17 protein-coding genes and 3 pseudogenes are annotated in these 18742 nt (G+C 40.0%); 16 read left to right on the forward strand and 4 right to left on the reverse strand.

All coding sequences use genetic code 11. From position 1 onward, the window contains the following. Window position 1 precedes the first annotated feature (1 nt). From HUN01_RS06625 to HUN01_RS06635, 3 genes are read left to right on the forward strand one after another with little or no spacing between them, the layout of a single operon-like run. Window positions 2–148 (forward strand): hypothetical protein, encoded by a 147-nt coding sequence (locus tag HUN01_RS06625; RefSeq protein WP_181930606.1) that lies wholly within the window; start codon window positions 2–4, stop codon window positions 146–148. A 45-nt stretch (window positions 149–193) separates the two neighbouring features. Next, window positions 194–520: an ATP-dependent Clp protease adapter ClpS gene (gene clpS / locus HUN01_RS06630; RefSeq protein ID WP_181930607.1), complete on the forward strand. Its 327-nt coding sequence runs from the start codon at window positions 194–196 to the stop codon at window positions 518–520. 5 nt (window positions 521–525) lie between these two features. Next, window positions 526–855: a DUF2103 domain-containing protein gene (locus tag HUN01_RS06635; RefSeq protein ID WP_181930608.1), complete on the forward strand. Its 330-nt coding sequence runs from the start codon at window positions 526–528 to the stop codon at window positions 853–855. A 27-nt stretch (window positions 856–882) separates the two neighbouring features. Here the strand turns inward: HUN01_RS06635 and HUN01_RS06640 are convergent, their stop codons facing one another. The 3 genes from HUN01_RS06640 to HUN01_RS06650 form a co-directional block, all read right to left on the reverse strand. Continuing rightward, complete coding sequence (locus HUN01_RS06640; protein ID WP_181930609.1) at window positions 883–1203, reverse strand: hypothetical protein; 321 nt, start codon at window positions 1201–1203, stop codon at window positions 883–885. A gap of 653 nt (window positions 1204–1856) precedes the next feature. Beyond that, window positions 1857–2285, reverse strand: coding sequence for a hypothetical protein (locus HUN01_RS06645; protein WP_181930610.1), 429 nt, complete (start codon window positions 2283–2285; stop codon window positions 1857–1859). Next, window positions 2282–3136, reverse strand: a complete 855-nt coding sequence (locus HUN01_RS06650) for an FAD-binding domain-containing protein (RefSeq protein WP_181930611.1) — start codon at window positions 3134–3136, stop codon at window positions 2282–2284. The genes HUN01_RS06645 and HUN01_RS06650 overlap by 4 nt, the downstream gene beginning before the upstream one ends. A 236-nt stretch (window positions 3137–3372) precedes the next feature. On the opposite strand from HUN01_RS06650, the gene HUN01_RS06655 reads away from it, so the two are divergent. The 9 genes and pseudogenes from HUN01_RS06655 (at window position 3373) to HUN01_RS06695 (ending at window position 13658) form a co-directional block, all read left to right on the forward strand. After that, a complete protein-coding gene (locus HUN01_RS06655; protein ID WP_181930612.1) occupies window positions 3373–4137 on the forward strand; it encodes a serine/threonine protein kinase in 765 nt (254 codons plus the stop codon). Between the two features lie 79 nt (window positions 4138–4216). Continuing rightward, window positions 4217–5252: pseudogene (locus HUN01_RS06660) on the forward strand (IS630 family transposase); the annotation flags it as partial. Window positions 5253–5350: 98 nt separating this feature from the next. Then, window positions 5351–6361 carry a WD40 repeat domain-containing protein gene (locus HUN01_RS06665; RefSeq protein WP_181930613.1) on the forward strand — a complete coding sequence of 337 codons (1011 nt, stop codon included), beginning with the start codon at window positions 5351–5353 and terminating at the stop codon, window positions 6359–6361. A 153-nt stretch (window positions 6362–6514) separates the two neighbouring features. Next, window positions 6515–6994 carry a thioredoxin-dependent thiol peroxidase gene (bcp, locus tag HUN01_RS06670; protein ID WP_181930614.1) on the forward strand — a complete coding sequence of 160 codons (480 nt, stop codon included), beginning with the start codon at window positions 6515–6517 and terminating at the stop codon, window positions 6992–6994. 70 nt (window positions 6995–7064) lie between these two features. Then, window positions 7065–7721, forward strand: a complete 657-nt coding sequence (locus tag HUN01_RS06675; RefSeq protein ID WP_181930615.1) for a type I restriction endonuclease — start codon at window positions 7065–7067, stop codon at window positions 7719–7721. A 172-nt stretch (window positions 7722–7893) separates the two neighbouring features. Then, complete coding sequence (locus HUN01_RS06680) at window positions 7894–8520, forward strand: type I restriction endonuclease (RefSeq protein ID WP_181930616.1); 627 nt, start codon at window positions 7894–7896, stop codon at window positions 8518–8520. A gap of 5 nt (window positions 8521–8525) precedes the next feature. Beyond that, the gene (locus tag HUN01_RS06685) at window positions 8526–9683 is read left to right on the forward strand and encodes a cysteine desulfurase family protein (RefSeq protein ID WP_181930617.1); all 1158 of its coding nucleotides are present in this window, start codon (window positions 8526–8528) and stop codon (window positions 9681–9683) included. 244 nt (window positions 9684–9927) lie between these two features. Further along, window positions 9928–12360, forward strand: coding sequence for an ATP-binding protein (locus tag HUN01_RS06690; protein ID WP_181930618.1), 2433 nt, complete (start codon window positions 9928–9930; stop codon window positions 12358–12360). Next, entirely contained in the window at window positions 12357–13658 is a 1302-nt protein-coding gene (locus HUN01_RS06695) for a sensor histidine kinase (protein ID WP_181930619.1), read from the forward strand. Before HUN01_RS06690 ends, HUN01_RS06695 begins: the two co-directional genes overlap by 4 nt. 328 nt (window positions 13659–13986) lie before the next feature. On the opposite strand, the gene HUN01_RS06700 is transcribed toward HUN01_RS06695, so the two are convergent. Next, complete coding sequence (locus HUN01_RS06700) at window positions 13987–14901, reverse strand: 1-aminocyclopropane-1-carboxylate deaminase/D-cysteine desulfhydrase (protein WP_181930620.1); 915 nt, start codon at window positions 14899–14901, stop codon at window positions 13987–13989. 210 nt (window positions 14902–15111) lie between these two features. Here HUN01_RS06700 and HUN01_RS06705 point away from each other — a divergent pair. From HUN01_RS06705 to HUN01_RS06715, 4 genes and pseudogenes are all read left to right on the forward strand, one after another. Then, window positions 15112–16668, forward strand: a pseudogene (locus tag HUN01_RS06705) (diflavin flavoprotein); the annotation flags it as partial. 68 nt (window positions 16669–16736) lie between these two features. After that, window positions 16737–17918, forward strand: coding sequence for a hypothetical protein (locus tag HUN01_RS06710; RefSeq protein ID WP_238845656.1), 1182 nt, complete (start codon window positions 16737–16739; stop codon window positions 17916–17918). A gap of 21 nt (window positions 17919–17939) precedes the next feature. Next, the gene (locus HUN01_RS35195) at window positions 17940–18413 is read left to right on the forward strand and encodes an IS66 family transposase (RefSeq protein WP_238846039.1); all 474 of its coding nucleotides are present in this window, start codon (window positions 17940–17942) and stop codon (window positions 18411–18413) included. A gap of 118 nt (window positions 18414–18531) precedes the next feature. Beyond that, a pseudogene (locus tag HUN01_RS06715) lies at window positions 18532–18723 on the forward strand (flavin reductase family protein); the annotation flags it as partial. Window positions 18724–18742: the final 19 nt, after the last annotated feature.

The following is an 18742-nucleotide window of genomic DNA, read 5'->3' on the forward strand; positions in this document are numbered from 1 at the left end:
CATGGGGCATGGGGCATTGGGCATTGGGCATTGGGCATTGGGCATTGGGCATTGGTTATTAATTCTTTTCCCCATTCCCCATTCCCCATTCCCCATTCCCCATTCTCCACTCTCCACTCCCCACTTCCCAGACAATAAACTAAACTAATTACTTATAGTGTAGTTTTGTAAAATCCTCTTGACCAATTGTTGTATGGTTATGATACTTTCAGCAGATGTTTACGGGATGGCCACAGCACCAACTGTAGCTCCTGAACGGTCTAATCAAGTTATCCGTAAGACTTATCCGAATTACAAAGTGATTGTATTAAACGATGATTTTAATACATTCCCACATGTGGCTGAATGTTTGATGAAATATATTCCGGGGATGACTGGCGATCGCGCGTGGGATCTGACTAATCAGGTACACTATGAAGGTCAAGCGATCGTCTGGGTCGGGCCCCAAGAACCTGCGGAACTCTATCATCAGCAGCTGCGCCGAGCAGGTTTGACAATGGCACCTCTAGAAGCAGCTTAATTATCATGGGCAAAACCCCAGTAGATCCTCTCGGAACGGCTTCGCAAAAAGCAAAAGCTGCCAGACTGGTTTGGAATCATTCGACACACCTTTCTGGTCTTATCCCTATTTTAGAACGTCTTTGTCAGCACGATGGTATCCAAACCGTGACACCGGGAGTGATTGGGCGGTCAAAAGGTCATTGTCCAAAAATGCAGCTGCGCGTCTCAGTACCCATTCGCGGAGGCTATAAAGTCATCGCTCGGCAGGGGAAAACGGTACAAGAAGTGTTTATTTTAACAACCTTACCCCAAGATGAACTAGAAACGTCATTAGCGATCGCCATGAAATCTTAACCATTCCCCATACCCAATCCCCAACAACTATTCTTCAACCCGATGTACTGCAAATTTGTGTAGCGGCAGACTAAGGATGCAAGAAAAAGTTAAGAAATATGACAGAGCCGTAGTTATTTTCAAAGTCATCAGCACAGATTCCCAATCGGGTAAAACCATTTTCTCTATGCCAAAAGCTACGCAGTAAACTAGCCAGTAACTAAAGCTCATTCTAAACAGAATCCGCTCTGTTTCTTCCATCTCATTTGTTTTTTGCTTACTATCCCAAAGTAACACCAGTCCAATAATGCAAGCGACAAAGGAAACAGCAACTACAGATTCGTGACAAAATATATTTAACGAATGCATTTGTGTTCATTCCCACATTTTTCCAGTTGAAGTTCAGTCTAAAGGAATATTCCTTCCAGAAATACAAATTATTTACAAACCTCAATAGATTGAAGACTGCTGAGTGAGAAATCTCACTTGCAACTCAGCACTCGTAACTCAGTTAACCTTCAAGACTAGTTGCCAAAAATCAAGCGTTTGCAACAATTGCTCCTTCATGTATAAGAAACGTTTAAGTATTTCCAAGAAATGTATAAGCAGTTGCTGCAAATGCTTAATACTTTGCAACAATTGCTTATTCATATATAAGAAACGTTTAAGTATTTCCAAGAAATATATAACCAGTTGCTGCAAATGCTTAATACTCTGCAACAATTGCTTCTTCATATATAAGAAACGTTTAAATTATTGCAGCAATTGTTGTAATTAACTTATGAGTTAACCTTACTTAAAAAATCAATCAAAATCTTTTAAGTAAAATTAACTGTCCTCATTCCCCAACCCCTTCTCCCAAATCGAGCTACGGTGTACACACAAGTCTGAAATAGCTGATTATTTACCCCACCCTAACCCTCCCCTTGCAAAGGGGAGGGAACTGGATTTTCTATTTCCCCCCTTTGCAAGGGGGGATTAAGGGGGGTAATTAGAACCGTAGCCCAATTTATAAAAGGAATTTAGGGCGAAGGCTTTTGATAAACATAATTTTGAGCCACTTTCCAATAGCGCGAGAAGCGTTTCAAGTCAATATAGCCGTCATAGTCAAAAAATGGTTCTACCTCTACCACTTCCACTGTTATAGAACGCTCTATTTGATTGCAGATATCATTAAACCGGGGACTAGGACTATCGGCTGTAACAACTAAATTGGCATTATGTTCTTGAGCAAAAGCTAAAATTTCTTGTGCCACATTGCCACGACGGATAACAACGGGTAACTCTAGCAAACATTCGTAGATAAAAGCGATGCGTTTGAGACTCAGTTGCCATTCCTCTATCAAAATCTCATCCCAAACCCAGATAGCTGGGGCATCGGGGTATTTTTGTAATGCAGGATTATTTGGACTGAGACAATCTCCATGTACCCAAACAATTGGTTTATTCATTTTTTACCTTTTTTTCCACGCTGCCAACTTTGGCTATTAGCTTGTTTGCTAAATTCCCCTTTGGGAAAAAGTCGCTGTTCTAATTCTTCATAACTGCCTTCAAAATCACAATGACCGTAAAGGGGACATTTCTGGCAATAAACGCTTTTGGTGTAGCGTTCTAAGTTTTCACGATTAAAAAAATACGGTTTATGACTAAAAGTGCTAGCAACCCACTGCCATGACATATTATTACTAGCAGGATCACCATCTAAAAGGTGTTCAAGAAACCATTTGGCTCCTGCTTGCCAACGAATACGCCGCCAATGGACAACATAAGCCGCTAGCCACATTCGGCCGTGGTTATGTAGATAGCCTGTTTCTTTCAAATCACGACTAAAGCTGTCGATGCAAACTCTGCTGGTACTTCCTTCTTTGATATCCTGCGGTAATTCGGGTGCATATTCACTCACAGAATAACCAGTTTTGTACTCTTCCTGGTCTTTCCAGATTTCATCCCCCAACTTCATATACAACCTTTGCCAGTAATCGCGCCAGCCTAACTCGTTAATTAGTTTCGTAGCATCATCTTGTTGCTGCACCTGGTCAAGGACATAATCTCGAATTTCTCGCAAACTTAAAACGCCATAGCGGATGTAAGGCGAAAGATGCGTGACTGCACCTGTGAAAAAATTACGTGTTTGGGCGTAGCGAACTGGGTCGATTTTTTGCAGTGCTGTTTGTGCCGCTTTGCGTCCCCCCAAAGTTTCGCTGATGTGGTCATCGCGTTGTGCGGCACCTGGGAATTGTTCGCGCAGGTAGGCTACCAACTCATCGCGGTTGGTAAATTTGCGTTGCATATCTTTAGTCATGTGAACTTTGAAGGGTGAAAATAGATAAACAAAAACACTTGTAGGCTAAGTCACTATTATCGCGAATAAATACAAGCGATCGCTCTCAACCTTATGAGAGAACTTTTTTCATGGTAAGCAAAGATGAATCAGTGCGTAGGCATAGCCCGCCCCAGGCATCGCATTGATGCCGATTTTCTTCAGCTTATCAGTAAGTAAAGCTAAGATATCAGATAAATCTGTCACTTTTCGAGACGATGAGCTTGTGCATCAATCCTAACTGCCAAAATACTGACAATCCTGATAATCTACTTCGTTGTCAAACCTGTGGCTCTGAATTGTTACTAGAAGGACGCTATCGGGTAACTCGTTTACTGAGCGATAAAGGTGGCTACGGTGACATTTATGAAGTTAGAGATCGCAGCGATATACCCAAAGTTTTAAAAGTTCTTAAGGAAGAGAAGAAAAATGATGTTAAGGCTGTAGAACAATTCCAGCGAGAAGCTGAAGTTTTAAGTAAGCTTAATCATCCAGGTATTCCACAAGGGGAAGAATATTTCAAATTTTTTCCTATAAATATTCAACAGCCAGTGCATTGTTTAGTAATGGAAAAAATTGAAGGAGAAAATTTACATGAGTGGCTACAAAAAAGAGGCAATCGCCCCATTAGTGAAAAGCTGGCAGTTGATTGGTTAAACCAACTGGCAAACACATTGCATGAAGTACATCAACAGCAGTTGATTCATCGAGACATTAAACCGTCTAACATCATGCTTCAACCGAATGGGCAATTGGTGTTAATCGACTTTGGTATTGCAAGAGGAATTAGTAAAACATACGAACAAAAAAAATTGGCTGGACAGATCACGAGAGCAGTTAGTGATGGTTACTCGCCTTTAGAGCAAGCTACTGGAAATGCCACTCAGCAGTCAGATTTCTTTGCCTTGGGTCGTACTTTTGTCCATCTTATAACAGGAATACATCCTTTTGACCTGTGCGATCAATATAGGAATCATATTTGATTTCTGAAAAAAACTACGAGATAATACGGACAGAATATTTGTCTAATAGCTAACAATGATAAACCAGCATCTACAAGCCGCGATCGCAGAACTACAAGAATTTATAGATGATCGCCCAGATGCGCGTGAGGTGAGGAAAGCGTTGGCAGTCAAATTGGTTTATCAAGGCTACAAGTATGAGGAAATTCAAACAATTTTAGATGTGTCACTGGGTTCGATAACAAGCTGGAAGCAAGCTTATGAGGAAGATGGAATTTCGGGACTGCGCCTGAACCACAAGGGAAAAAAAAAGTTACTTAACTGCTCAACAACGAGAAGAAGTTTTAAGTTGGTTGCAAACAAAAGAATGTTGGGAACTTGGTGAACTCGAATATAAATTGGCTTTTGAATATGATGTAACTTATGAGTCAAAGCGGAGCTATTATGACTTATTTGATGCGGCAGGAATTAGTTGGAAGAAAACTACTTCTTTAAATCCAAAAGCTGACGAGGACGCTGTTGCTGCAAAAAAAAAAGAGATTGAAACACTATTGGCAAGGCATCGGCAGGAAATTGAAGAAGGAAAGTTGAGAGTATTGCTGCTTGATGAGTGTCATTTAATGTGGGGAGATTTAAGTGGGTATGTCTGGGGAAAAACTGACCAAGAAATAGCAGTGAGAGTTGTTAATATACGAGACAAACAGACATACTACGGGGCAGTTGACTATCTGGAGGGAAGCTTACTACTAAAAGCGTATAACGCAGGTAACTCAGAAAATACAATTGATTATCTACGTTATTTATTAGATCAGTCCCCCAATCAAAGATTACTTCTTTTTTGGGATGGTGCTTCTTACCATCGTTCACATCTGGTTCAAAACTTTTTAGGCGAGGTAAACCAAGATTTGTCTCAAGAGGAGTGGAAAATTCACTGCGTCCGCTTTGCTCCTAATTGCCCGTCACAAAATCCAATTGAGGATATTTGGTTACAAGCTAAAACCTGGGTGCGGCGTTTCTGTGCCTTGATTCCTTCGTTCTCACATCTCAAATGGATGTTTGAGTGGTTTATCCGGCACACTACCTTTGATTTTGCGACTCTTCAAATGTACGGAGCTTTTTCAGAAATCAAATATTAGTCCTATATAACCATGATATATACACAGATGAGTTAGAGAATTGGCGACATAAAGCCCCTAAAATTTCTGACTCGCTAGCAGATTTGATAGATAAACTGATGGCACGTCCACCAAAGGAGCGCCCAGTCGATACCCAGGTAATTTTACAAAAATTAGCAGAAATTTTTGAGAGTTTATATCCTCCCAAATTATATCAGTCGAAGTCGTATACCCGAATATCTACAGTCGCTAATCCAATAATTTCTCTAGAGTACACTCTTGGAAATTGGTACTCTGGGCACTCTGACTCGATTAACTCAATAGTCATTAGCCCAGATGGGCAGACTTTAATTAGTGCCAGTAATGACAAGACAATTAAAGTGTGGAATCTTAAGAATGGAGAGGAAATTTTTACTATTACTCCAGATACAGACACAGTTAAGTCTCTGGCAATTAGTCCAGATGGACATTCTTTAGTCAGTGGTAAGATCAATGGAGTAATACAAGTATGGAATATAACTACAGGCAAAGAAATTCACACTTTTGCTGGGCATTCGTACCAGGTTTTTGCTCTAATTATCAGTCCAGATGGGCAAACCTTGTTCAGTGGCAGTAGTGATATTAAAGTATGGAATCTAGATAATAGAGAGCTAGTTCGCACTCTTAGCATACATTCAGGGCCAGTGTTTACTATAGCAATTAGTCCAGATGGCAAAACCCTTGTTAGCGGTAGTGAAGACAAAAGTATCAAGATATGGTCAATTTGTACTCTCACTGGGCATTTAGCTAGTGTCTATTCTGTAGCAATCAGTCCAGATGGAAATACTGTGGTTAGTGGCAGCTATGACAAAACTATTAAGGTATGGAATATGAACTCAAAGAAAGAAAATTTTACTCTTACTGGGCATTTAGGTGCTGTCAATTCTGTGGCAATAAGTCCAGATGGGCAGACTTTGGTTAGTGGCAGTACTGACGAAAAGATTAAACTTTGGAGTTTAAGCACTGGTGAAGAAATTTATACTCTCACTGGGCATTCAGATGCTGTTACATCTTTGGTATTTAGCCCAGACGGACAAACCCTAGTTAGCGGTAGTCGGGACTCTACAATCAAAGTGTGGCGAATACAATAGCTTCAAACTAAGAACACAGCCCTATTGACGCCAATGTGAACACTGCCGATAAATTCATCACACGAGTAAATCATATTACTTGCTTAATATATGTACAATTCTAAAGCGATGTCTACGACTAGCTACGCTTAAGCAATCCCTCACACCCCCATCATGAGCAACATTCCCCAAGTTGGACAACCAGCGCCAAATTTCTCCACCCCTGACCAAAATGGCAATTCAGTCACTCTCGACGACCTCAGCAGTCAGTGGATTGTCCTCTACTTCTACCCCAAAGATGACACACCAGGCTGTACCACCGAAGCGAAAGATTTCACCGAGTTGTATCAAGACTTCAGCGCACTGGGAGCAAAAATCTTAGGCGTAAGTCCAGATTTGGGTAAGTCCCATTGTAAATTTATCAGCAAACATAACTTATCAATCACCCTTTTAAGTGACCCAGAACATCTTTTAATCGAAGCCTACGGCGCTTGGCGCTTAAAGAAGTTTATGGGCAAAGAATATATGGGTGTTGCTCGGTCAACCTTTCTAATTTCACCTGATAAAATTATTGTCTATACTTGGCCTAACGTAAAAACCAAAGGTCATGCTCAAGCAGTTTTAACTAAATTACGAGAATTAGCAGCCACGTAACGCGGCTGGATGCTAGAAACTGTTAGCGTGATAATTAAAGTCAGGAATTAGGCTTTTCGCTGAAATAAACATGATTCAAGTCATCCAAGCCCAAAATGTTACTCTTGCCTACTTAAAGAAAAAATTTGCTCTGTATAAATCTGAAGATGAGCAATTTTTTACAGAGTGGTTTGACTATATCCCTGAAATTTCCGAATTAGAAAAGCAATATTTAGACAGAGTTAAAAATAACTATCTCAACGTCCTTGAAAATGCTCCTCTTTTAGAAGAAGCAGTAAAATTGGTAGTATTATCTCCATTGCTAGATTTAGCTGGTTTTTATCGTCCTCCTTTTTATATTGCTACTGAAGAAAGTGTAGAAATTAGTGAAGATTTTATCATTGATGATGAAGTAACTACCGAAGATACTAAAGAAATTATTAAAGGTAAAATTGATGTCTTAGTTCTCCAAGATCAGCTATGGTTACTGATAATTGAATCTAAAAGGTCTAGTTTTTCCTTGGCCAAGGCGATTCCTCAAGCACTAACTTATATGCTGGCAAATCCTCAGCCTGATCGTCCTACATATTCCTTGGTAATGAATGGAGAAGATTTCCAATTTATCAAGTTGATAAAACAAGATAAACTAATGTATGCTTTATCTGATAGATTCACTTTATATAGACGTGAAAATGAATTATATAAAGTTTTGAATATATTAAAAAAAATAGGTCAAGTTTTAAATTAATTATCTTTGCTCTTTTTATCTAGTCGTATGTCAAATTTCAATTGATAGGTAAGCAAGTTATAAGTAAGGACTAAAGTCCTTATGTATAAGCACTAAAGTGCTTACTACAAACTCTCAAAACTATCTTGTGTAATAGTGTCATAATAGTTATATTGCATTTTTGAAATAAATTATGGTTCAATTTATCCAAGCACAAAATGTCGGGCTTGCCTATTTGGAGGAAAAATTTAGCCTACAGCTAGCCGAAGATGAGGTATTCTTCACAGAATGGTTTGAAAAATTACCGGAAATTACAGATTTAGAAAAGCAAGATTTAGACAGAATAAAACTTCATTTTCTCCGTTTAGTCAAGCGTCCTCCTTTGTCAGAAGAAACAGTTAAATTAGTAGTTTTATCTCCTTTACTCAATTTAGCTGGATTTTATGATGAGCCTTTTTATATGAGAGGCGAGGAATCAATAGAAATTTCTGCGGAAGATGAAGGAGAAATCATTAGAGTTAGAATTGATGTTTTAGTTATTCAAGAACAATTCTGGTTGTTAGTAATTGAATCTAAAAGGTCTAGCTTTTCTCTTTTAGAAGCCATACCTCAAGCACTTGTTTATATGTTGGCTAATCCTAATCAAGATAAACCTACTTTTGGATTAGTAACAAATGGTAGTGATTTTATTTTCCTGAAACTTACCAAAGAGAATCAGCCAAAGTATGCTATTTCTGACCAATTCACACTTTTGAAACGAGAAAGTGAACTGTATCAAGTTCTAAGCGTATTAAAAAATTTGAGTCAAAGTTTGAGTTAATAATTATGTCTATTCGTCCTATATATCTTGATTGTCACGCTACTACAGCCGTAGATGAACGGGTACTAGCAGCAATGCTTCCCTACTTCACAGAAAAATTTGGCAACCCAGCAAGTATTAGTCATATTTATGGTTGGGAAGCAGAAGCCGCTGTGAGGCAAACGCGAGAAATTTTAGCAGCAGCAATTAACGCTACACCAGAAGAAATTGTGTTTACGAGTGGTGCAACAGAAGCAAATAATTTAGCTATTAAAGGTGTTGCCGAAGCTTATTTTAAAAAAGGTCAGCATATTATTACTGTTGCCACTGAACATAGTGCAGTTATTGATCCTTGTAATTATTTAAAAAGTCTCGGTTTTGAAATTACTATTCTCCCTGTCCAAAAAGATGGATTGATTGATTTAACTGAGTTAAAAAAAGCTTTCCGTCCTGAGACAATTTTGGTATCAGTGATGGCTGCAAATAACGAAATTGGCGTGTTGCAGCCTTTGGCAGAAATTGGCGAAATGTGCCATGAACACCAAATCTTATTCCACACCGATGCAGCCCAAGCTATTGGTAAAATTCCCTTAGATGTGCAAGCGATGAAAATTGACTTGATGTCGCTAACAGCACATAAAGTATATGGCCCCAAAGGCATTGGAGCGCTGTATGTCCGTAGACGCGATCCCAGAGTACAACTGGCTCCGCAGCAGCACGGTGGTGGACATGAACGGGGAATGCGTTCTGGTACATTGTATACACCGCAAATTGTCGGCTTTGGGAAAGCTGTAGAAATCGCTTTGGCTGAACAAGAGACAGAAACCCAACGTCTCACCCAGTTAAGACAAAGATTGTGGGAACAGCTTTCGCAAGTTGAAGGAATTCATCTCAACGGACATCCGCAACAGCGATTGGCGGGAAACTTGAATATTAGTGTTGAGGGAGTGGATGGAGCCGCACTTTTGCTAGGATTGCAGCCAGTAATGGCCATATCTTCTGGTTCTGCTTGCTCGTCAACAAATACTGCACCTTCCCATGTTCTCACAGCATTGGGACACCCCCAACAGTTAGCTTATGCCTCGATAAGGTTTGGCATTGGCAGGTTTAATACCCAAGAGGAGATTGATATTGTGGCGAAACATGCGATCGCTACCATTCAAAGTTTACAAAATAAACGGTAAGCATAAAAGCCAGCAATGCCTCTAATAAGAGGTTTACCTTTTTTTCAATAGACCTGTTGCAAAAGTCCCTAATATCCCTCCTCGCTTGCGGGGTGGGGTTCTTATGTTTTTGATTTATGCAAGAGGTCTATTGATTATTTTGCTATGGGTAACAATCAAGGCTGCGATTATAAATAATTTTTTGGGCAATCTAAATATAGCCCTTTTTTTTGCTTAAGGAACCAATTATTTAAGGAAAGAACCTTTGATAAGAGCCAATTCCAGCCTATCTGACACCAAAATACATTCCTCGCATAATTTGCTGATCAGATTTATTCTCGGTGGCACTACTCTTATTGTGAGTATTTCTGCCTATTTTAGCTATCAGGCTGCTCGGAAAATAACGCTAGAAGACTTGAGAGGAAAAGCTTTTTTAGAGGTACAGAAAGGGGTTGGTGAAATTGAAGAGTGGTTGCATGTTCGCAAAGTGGAGGTGCAAACCCTTGCTCATACTTCAACTATACGCTCCTTAGACTGGTCTGTGGCAGAACCCTATTTAAAGTCAGAAGTTGAGCGGATCAATGAATTTTTCTTTTTCCAAATAGTTAGCCCGGATGGTTTGTTTTCTAATACTAAGGTTGGTCGGTCAAATAAGAATATTAAGGATCGAGACTACTTTCAAAAAGCACTAGCCGGAAAAAGCAACATTTCTGATCCCTTTATTAGTCGTTCCACAGGCATTCCTTTAATTGCGATCGCCACCCCAATCTGGTCAAATTCTCCTACTAATGATTCACCGATTGGAGTCTTTCACGGCAACGTTAAGGTCGATCACATAGCTAAGGTGGTCAATTCGCTGCGCTACGGCAAAAACAGCTATGCATTTGCTCTGAATTCCCAAGGAGAAGCGATTGTCCATCCTGACTCAACGTTAATGTCAACGGTAGAAAAACCTGCACCCAGCCTGCTGAAAATTCCAGATCGCAATTTAACTGCGATCGCACAGCAGATGGTAAATAAACAACAGGGAATTCAGTTGATGGAAATTGACGGCACTAAAAAGTATATTGCCTATCTGTCGTTGCGAGAAGCTAATTGGTCTGTGGCTCTAGTGATTCCGCGCCAAAATATTGAATCTCGACTGCAATTCCTCGATTTCATCGCCCTAATTGTGGGGGGACTGACAGTCACGATGATTACTGTTTTGTGGTGGGTGCAAGCATTTGAACAGGCTCAACTGAAAAAGTCCAAAGCAACGGCTGATAGCGCCAACCGTGCTAAGAGCGAATTTTTAGCCAACATGAGTCATGAACTGCGAACGCCTTTGAATGGTATTTTGGGTTGTGCTCAAATTTTGCTGCGTTCCAAAGGTTTGCTGGAGTCAGAGCAATATCATGTAAACATCATTGAACAGTGTGGCTCTCATCTACTGACTTTAATCAATGACATTTTGGATCTTTCTAAAATTGAAGCGCGAAAGCTGGAACTGCATCATCAGGATGTGCATTTTCCGTCTTTTTTACAGGGGATCGGGGAAATTTGCCAGATTCGGGCAGAACAAAAGGGTATTTTGTTTGTCTATGAACCCGCGATCAACTTGCCTAATGGAGTTCATGTCGATGTCAAAAGGTTACGTCAAGTTCTCTTAAATATGCTGGGGAACGCCATCAAATTTACAGATGAGGGCAAGGTTAGTTTCAAAGTTGAGGTAATCGATCAACTTTCTGCTGATGAACAGACGGTAAAATATCGCATTCACTTTAGTGTAGAAGATACGGGAATTGGGATAACTCCAAGCGAGTTAGCCAAGATTTTTTTGCCATTTGAACAAGTAGGTGAGAAAAAGCGTCAGACCGAAGGGACAGGGCTGGGTTTAGCTATTACTCGGCAGTTAGTGCAGATGATGGGTGGCGATATCCACGTTAAAAGTCAGATCGGTCAGGGTAGTACTTTCTGGTTTGAAATTGCGATCGCCGAAGCAAGGGAATGGGTACAATCCGCTATGGTTGCATCCAAAGGACAAATCATTGGTTTTGAAGGTAGCCCCCGCACCATCTTGATGGTGGATGATCGCTGGGAGAATCGGACAGTAATTACCAACTTACTGCAACCACTGGGTTTCAATGTAGTTGAAGCTAGCAACGGTCAAGAAGGTTTAGAAAAAGCGATCGCCCTGAAACCAGACTTGGTAATTACAGATTTGCTCATGCCAGAAATGGATGGGTTTGAATTAATTCAACACCTGCGTCATACCCCAGATATCCAAAATATCAAGATTATTGTCTCTTCTGCTAGTGTCTTTGAAACAGACCAAAATCGCAGTCTGGAAGCAGGAGGTGATGCATTTTTGAGCAAACCTATACAAGTAGATGAATTACTACATCAATTAGAGTTCCACTTAAATTTGGCATGGATTTACCAGCAGTCTCAGTCTGAGCAACAAAGAATCAACTCTTCGACTACAACACGTAATAGCCCTTCAGATAAATTGATTTCTCCTTCCCCCGATGTATTGCGGGAACTGGTGATTTTAGCCAGTAAAGGTAACTTCAATGCCATTCTCAAATTGGCCGATCAACTGGAGGAAACAGACACAAACTTCGCTCCCTTTGCTAACCAATTACGGCAATTAGCTCGGCAGTTTGATGAAGATTTAATCCTCAACTTCTTGACTCAATATGGAGTAGAAACAACATGACAGCGACGATACGCGATCAAAAAAATTCCCCGAATCGCGATCCTGCCAGAGGAATTATTTTAGTCGTTGACGATAACCCCGCCAACTTACAAGTTTTATCGAGCTTTTTGGATCAGTCTAGCTTTGAAGTTTGGGCGACTCGTAGTGGTGAAAAAGCCATTCAAAGATTAGACAGCGATCATTTACCTGATTTAATTTTGCTTGATGTGATGATGCCAGGCATCGATGGATTTGAAACTTGTAAACACATCAAAAGCGATCCTCGTATCCAGGATATTCCAATCATTTTTATGACTGCTCTTTCAGAGACTGCTGAGAAAATTAAAGGATTGCGATTGGGAGCCGTAGACTATATTACCAAACCTTTTCAGTATGAAGAGGTCTTGGTGCGAATAGAGCACCAACTGAAACTGAGAAATTTGACGAAAACCTTAATTGCTAAAAACGCCCAATTACAAAAGGCTCAAACCCAACTAATCCAAGCAGAAAAGGTAGCAACTTTGGGTTATCTAACAGCAGGAATTGCCCATGAGGTGAATAATCCTATTAATTTTGTCGCTGGCAACTTAAATTTTGTGGAACAGTATGTTCAGGAGATTGTTGATTTACTCAAGCTATATCAAAAGTATCTGCCCGACCCACCTCTTGAAATTAAAAATTCTATTAAAACAAAAGATATTAGCTTTTTATTAAATGATTTATCTAAAATTATTCAATCCATGCAAGTTGGTACAGATCGCGTTACAGAAATTGTATCATCATTGAATAAGTTTTCTCGCCACAGAGAAACAGGCAAGAAATTAGCTAACCTGCATGAAGGTCTAGAAAGCACGATACTCATTCTCGGTCATCGACTCAAAGCAAATGGTCATTATCGGGCAATCAAACTAATCAAAGAATATGGAGAATTACCATTGATTGAGTGCTATCCAGGCGAAATCAATCAGGTATTTATGAATTTGATATGCAATGCAGTTGATGCAATTGAAGAAATCCAAAAAAATCAAGAATTTGAAGAAAATTCCAAATATCTTGGTGTGATTTGGATTAAAACTGAGTCAATTGGAGAACGAGTTATTCTCCGAATTTCAGACAATGGCTCAGGAATCACTGAAGCAGAGCAGATAAAAGTATTCGATGCTTTCTACACCACAAAACCCATTGGTAAAGGAACAGGGCTAGGTTTATCTATTTCTTACCAAATTATAGTTAATAATCATCACGGTAAGCTAACTTGCCATTCAACCCAAGGTAAGGGTACAGAGTTTGTAATTGAATTACCTATCCAAACTAATTAAAGAAGTCGGAAGTTGCAAGTACAGTTTTGTAACGGGAATGTTTGAAAAGTCATGATTGATGTGCCAAATATTTTTACCCCACCCTAACCCTCCCCTTGCAAAGGGGAGGGGACTAGATTTTCTTGTTTCCCCCCTTGGCAAGGGGGGATTAAGGGGGGTAATTCGACTTGTGTATACACCGTAGAGGGTTAGGGTGGGGTAAAACCTTGCTTAATAAGCTATTTCAGACTTGTGTGTACACCGTAGCCTTTATAAGGGGGGACTAAGGGGGGTAACAACGTAATTAAAATCACAGCCAACCACTTTTCAAACATCCTCTAACGGGGATTTAGACTTGCGATCGCTCCTTCATACCGACATTTCCTTGTAAGCCTCCTGTGTGTACCAGCAACAAGCGATCGCCTTTACAAAAAAATCCCTGCTTTAGTAAATCCATCACTCCGTAAAACATTTTGGCGGTATACACGTAATCGAGAGGTACGCCATGTTCCTGTGTGAACTGCTGGCTAAATAGTAGCAACTCATTGTTCACCTTTGCATAGCCGCCGAAGTGATAATCACATACCAATTCCCAGTTAGATGGTGCGGATAAACCAGAGGCGAGGTAATTTGTTAACAAACTTTCGATATCTTGGGCGAGAAATGCCCCATTTTTCAATACGGGAAATGCGATCGCTTTTTGTTCTTCATGCAACGAAAGTGCAATCCCCGCTAGTGTGGTAGCCGTACCGCAAGCTACGCATATATGATTAAATGCAATCGCATCACTAATTATCTCTGTGCAGCCGCGCACACCATTGAAATTACTCCCGCCTTCGGGAATGATAAACACCTCACCGAAACGTTGTTGCAGATATTCTTGTAGCGCTGGTGTGTTGCGCTGTCGATACATCTCGCGGTTCAGGTATACAAGCTGCATACCCTGCTGTACAGCAAAACTCAGGGTAGGGTTTAATGGTAGCCTCTCCTCCCCACGAATTACGCCGATGGTGCGAAAACCGAAAAGATTACCAGCCGCCGCAGTTGCATAGATGTGATTAGAATAAGCGCCGCCAAAAGTAAGCAGCGTTGTGAAATTTTTCTCTCTGGCTTCCAAAAGATTGTATTTCAGCTTGAACCACTTATTGCCGTTAACCCACGGGTGCATGAGATCCAGGCGTAGCACATACAGATCAACACCAGCCTGGTGGGTGATTTCGCTGTTGATTTGTTGTATGGGAGGAGGAAAAAATATTAACGACATCCATAAACATTTTAACTTAGTATTTATATCTTCTCACATTCATTATTGAAGATAAAAGTAATGATAAACATTGAGCAATTAAATGGTAAATGACGAATAAATGTTTCTGATGATTAGCTTTAGAAATTGGCATTTTACTAATTGAGTATTTCAGGTAAATATAAGAAACATAACGCTCTCTTCAGACAAAAATATTTTTGGAGAAAACAAATGGTTGCCCTCACAGAGCTTACTCAAGTTACTCCCAACTCAGGACGTTTGACGATTCAAACTGTTGAAATTGCTCCTGAAACGACTGCTATTCGTTGTCTCGACTGGGATAGAGAACGTTTTGATGTCGAGTTTGGTTTACGTAATGGTACAACCTATAATTCTTTCTTAATTCAGGCAGAAAAGGTAGCCTTAGTTGACACATCTCACCGCAAGTTTGAGCAATTATATCTTGAGGTAGTGGTGGGATTAATTGATCCAACTAAAATAGAATATTTGATTATTAGTCACACGGAACCAGACCATAGTGGGTTAGTGAAAGATATTTTGCAATTAGCTCCCTCAATTACTGTTGTTGGTGCTAAGGTAGCTATTCAATTTCTAGAAAATATGGTTCACCAGCCTTTTAAATCAATGCAGGTGAAAAGTGGAGAGCGGTTAGATTTAGGCAACGGACACGAATTAGAATTTATCTCTGCACCTAACTTACACTGGCCTGACACAATCTTGACTTATGACCACAAAACTTCCACTCTCTACACTTGCGATGTGTTTGGAATGCACTACTGTGATGACCACACTTATGATGAAAATATTACCTTGATAGAGGAGGATTTTCAATATTATTATGATTGTCTCATGGGGCCTAATGCTCGGTCTGTTTTGACAGCTTTAAAGCGGATTGAAAAGTTAGAAATAGTCACAGTTGCCACCGGACACGGGCCTTTATTACAACACTATATTTCTGAATGGCTTGGGCGCTATCAAAATTGGAGTTTAGAACAAGCAAAAACAGAGACTTTAGTGGCTCTATTTTATGTTGAAGATTACGGGTATAGTGAGCATTTAGTTAGTACCATAGCACATGGATGCGCGAAAACAGGAGCGGCAGTAGAATTAATAGCTCTCAATAGTGCCGAGCCTCAAGAAGTTCGAGAATTAGTTGCACAATCTTCTGGTTTAGTAATTGCAATGCCACCTCAATCTTCGGTGATGATTCAAGCTGCTTTAAGTACAATTTTAGCTGCTGTTCAGAAGAAACAAGCAATTGGTTTATTAGAGTCGGGAGGAGGAGATGATGAACCTGTTTATCCCTTACGAAATAAGTTTCAAGAACTGGGATTAACTGAAGCTTTTCCTCCTATCTTAGTTAAGGAAATTCCTACCCAAGCAACGGAACAGCTTTGTGATGAAGCCGGGACAGATATGGGTCAATGGCTAAACCGCGATCGCACCATTAAACAAATCAAATCTATCAATACCGAGTTAGAGAAAGCTTTAGGGCGAATTAGCACAGGCTTATACATCATAACCGCCAAAAAAGGAGAAATTCAGAGTGCAATGCTGGCTTCTTGGGTGATACAAGCGAGTCTTGAGCCTTTAGGAGTAGCGATCGCAGTATCCAAAGATCGGGCAATTGAATCCTTGATGCACGTTGGCGATCGCTTTGTTTTAAACGTTTTAGAAGAAGGCAAATATCAAGGATTAATGAAACATTTCCTCAAGCGTTTTGCTCCTGGTGCAGACCGTTTTACTGGAGTGAAAACAGTATCCGCTCAATAAATCGGGGTAGTAGAAAAAATAACAAAGTAGAGAGATGCACATAGGGTCGTAGAATATATGACATGGCGCAAAAGCAATCTCCAGAAAAACAAGTAGAGGCATTGTTGCAAACCATCGACCCCTCAAAGTTTGCAGACGAATCCTTGCGCCAGACATTAACTGTTCTGCTAAACGTCATAGAGCAGCAACAATCAGAGATAAAAGAATTACGTGAAGAAAACCAAAAACTACGGGACGAAAACAATCGTCTGAAAGGCGAACAGGGGAAACCAGAAATCAAGAGCAATCAGTCGAAAGGGTTCAAGAGCAATCATTCATCCGAAAAAGAACGACACACTCCAAAAAAACATACGAAAAGTAGCAAAAATCAGAGCATAAAAGTAGACAGGACATGCATTCTGGATTATCCGGCGAGTGAGCTACCGCCTGATGCACAGTTCAAAGGCTATGAAGAGGTAATCATTCAAGATATTTCACTGTTAACTGATAACGTATTATTCCGGAAAGAAAAATATTACTCGCCTAGTGTTGGAAAAACGTATTTAGCATCTTTGCCACCTGGTTACGATGGAGAATTTGGTCCGGGAATAAAAGCTCTAGTAATTAGCTTATATTACGGCGGTAATATGACCCAAGGTAAGTTGCTAGAGTTTTTAGAGAATATTGGGATCTCAATGTCGGCTGGCTATTTATCAAATCTACTCATCAAAAACTTAGGCGATTTTGAAGCTGAATATAATCAAGTTTATACATCTGGGTTAGAAAGTAGCTCGTGGCAGCATATAGACCAAACAAGTGCCCGTGTTAAAGGAGTAAATCAGACCACGAATGTAATTTGTAACCCCTGGTACACAGTCTACTCAACTACAGCTAAGAAAGACCGACTAAGCGTAATTGGGGTCTTGCAAAATAGACAAGAGCTTGAATATGTTCTAAATGGGCTGACTTACGAGTTGCTTACAAGTTTTAATGTCCCAACTAAATGGCACAATCAAATGAAATTGTTGCCGCAAGAAACAGTTTTGACTGAATTAGAGTTTAATTCATTGCTGGATACGTATTTAAGCAAGCTAGGTTCTCAATACCGGACTCGTGTTTTGGAAGCTGCTGCAATTTCGTTCTATCATCAGCAATCTCAAATACCAGTGGTAGAATTTCTGGTCTGCGATGATGCACCCCAATTCAAATTAATTACAGATAATTTGGCTTTATGTTGGGTACATGAAGCCAGACATTATAAATAATTAAGTCCATTTGTTGGTTTTTTGTCAACAAACATTAGACAAATTTTTAGGGGAATTTTGGGATTACTACCGAGAATTAGTCGCTTACAGAAATTCCCCCTTCCCCAAAAAACCAAACAGGAATTAAAGACTAAATTCTGTCAGCTATTCGGTACTGAAACTGGATATAAACAATTAGATGAGCGAAAAAAATTAACGGCAGCTAAAGAGTCTGAACTACTGCTGGTCTTAGAGTATCCAAACTTACCTTTACATAATAATCCGGCGGAATTAGCTGCTAGGACTATGGTGCAGCGACGAAAAATTAGTTACGCCACTCAAACGAGTGAGGGTACTAAGGCATGGGACATTTTTATGTCTCTTGTTGCCACTACTCGTAAATTGGGAATCAGCTTCTTTGAATATATACATGACCGGATTTCTCTCTCTGATAAAATCCCCGAATTGGACACTATTATTCGCTCAAAATTTTCTATTAATCCTCAACCTTTATAGTCAAGCGTTTGCATTCAAATAGAATCCCTGCGTTAGAACAATCTAGTTAACTCTCAATAAATTGGATGTTAGCAAGTCTTTTTACTTTTATTCGCTACCCCGACTTATTGAGCCGATACTGAAAACATATCCAGCGAAAAATGAATCGCCCGTTTTAGCTGAAGCTTTAGCTTACATGGAATGTGAAATTACTAGCCGTATGGATTGTGGAGATCATTGGGTAATTTATAGCACAGTCCAAACTGGAAGAGTTGCTAATTTATATGCACTTACTGCCGCCCATCACCGCAAAATTGGCAATCATTACTAAATTGGGCATGGGGCATTGG

The organism is Nostoc edaphicum CCNP1411 (assembly GCF_014023275.1).
Taxonomy (GTDB): domain Bacteria; phylum Cyanobacteriota; class Cyanobacteriia; order Cyanobacteriales; family Nostocaceae; genus Nostoc; species Nostoc edaphicum_A.

Coding starts and splice junctions, on each gene's coding strand:
- HUN01_RS06625 (WP_181930606.1), top strand. CDS start 2: ATGGGGCATGGGGCATTGGGCATTGGGCATTGGGCATTGGGCATTGGG.
- clpS (WP_181930607.1), top strand. CDS start 194: ATGGTTATGATACTTTCAGCAGATGTTTACGGGATGGCCACAGCACCA.
- HUN01_RS06635 (WP_181930608.1), top strand. CDS start 526: ATGGGCAAAACCCCAGTAGATCCTCTCGGAACGGCTTCGCAAAAAGCA.
- HUN01_RS06640 (WP_181930609.1), bottom strand. CDS start 1,203: ATGCATTCGTTAAATATATTTTGTCACGAATCTGTAGTTGCTGTTTCC.
- HUN01_RS06645 (WP_181930610.1), bottom strand. CDS start 2,285: ATGAATAAACCAATTGTTTGGGTACATGGAGATTGTCTCAGTCCAAAT.
- HUN01_RS06650 (WP_181930611.1), bottom strand. CDS start 3,136: ATGACTAAAGATATGCAACGCAAATTTACCAACCGCGATGAGTTGGTA.
- HUN01_RS06655 (WP_181930612.1), top strand. CDS start 3,373: ATGAGCTTGTGCATCAATCCTAACTGCCAAAATACTGACAATCCTGAT.
- HUN01_RS06665 (WP_181930613.1), top strand. CDS start 5,351: ATGGCACGTCCACCAAAGGAGCGCCCAGTCGATACCCAGGTAATTTTA.
- bcp (WP_181930614.1), top strand. CDS start 6,515: ATGAGCAACATTCCCCAAGTTGGACAACCAGCGCCAAATTTCTCCACC.
- HUN01_RS06675 (WP_181930615.1), top strand. CDS start 7,065: ATGATTCAAGTCATCCAAGCCCAAAATGTTACTCTTGCCTACTTAAAG.
- HUN01_RS06680 (WP_181930616.1), top strand. CDS start 7,894: ATGGTTCAATTTATCCAAGCACAAAATGTCGGGCTTGCCTATTTGGAG.
- HUN01_RS06685 (WP_181930617.1), top strand. CDS start 8,526: ATGTCTATTCGTCCTATATATCTTGATTGTCACGCTACTACAGCCGTA.
- HUN01_RS06695 (WP_181930619.1), top strand. CDS start 12,357: ATGACAGCGACGATACGCGATCAAAAAAATTCCCCGAATCGCGATCCT.
- HUN01_RS06700 (WP_181930620.1), bottom strand. CDS start 14,901: ATGTCGTTAATATTTTTTCCTCCTCCCATACAACAAATCAACAGCGAA.
- HUN01_RS06710 (WP_238845656.1), top strand. CDS start 16,737: ATGGCGCAAAAGCAATCTCCAGAAAAACAAGTAGAGGCATTGTTGCAA.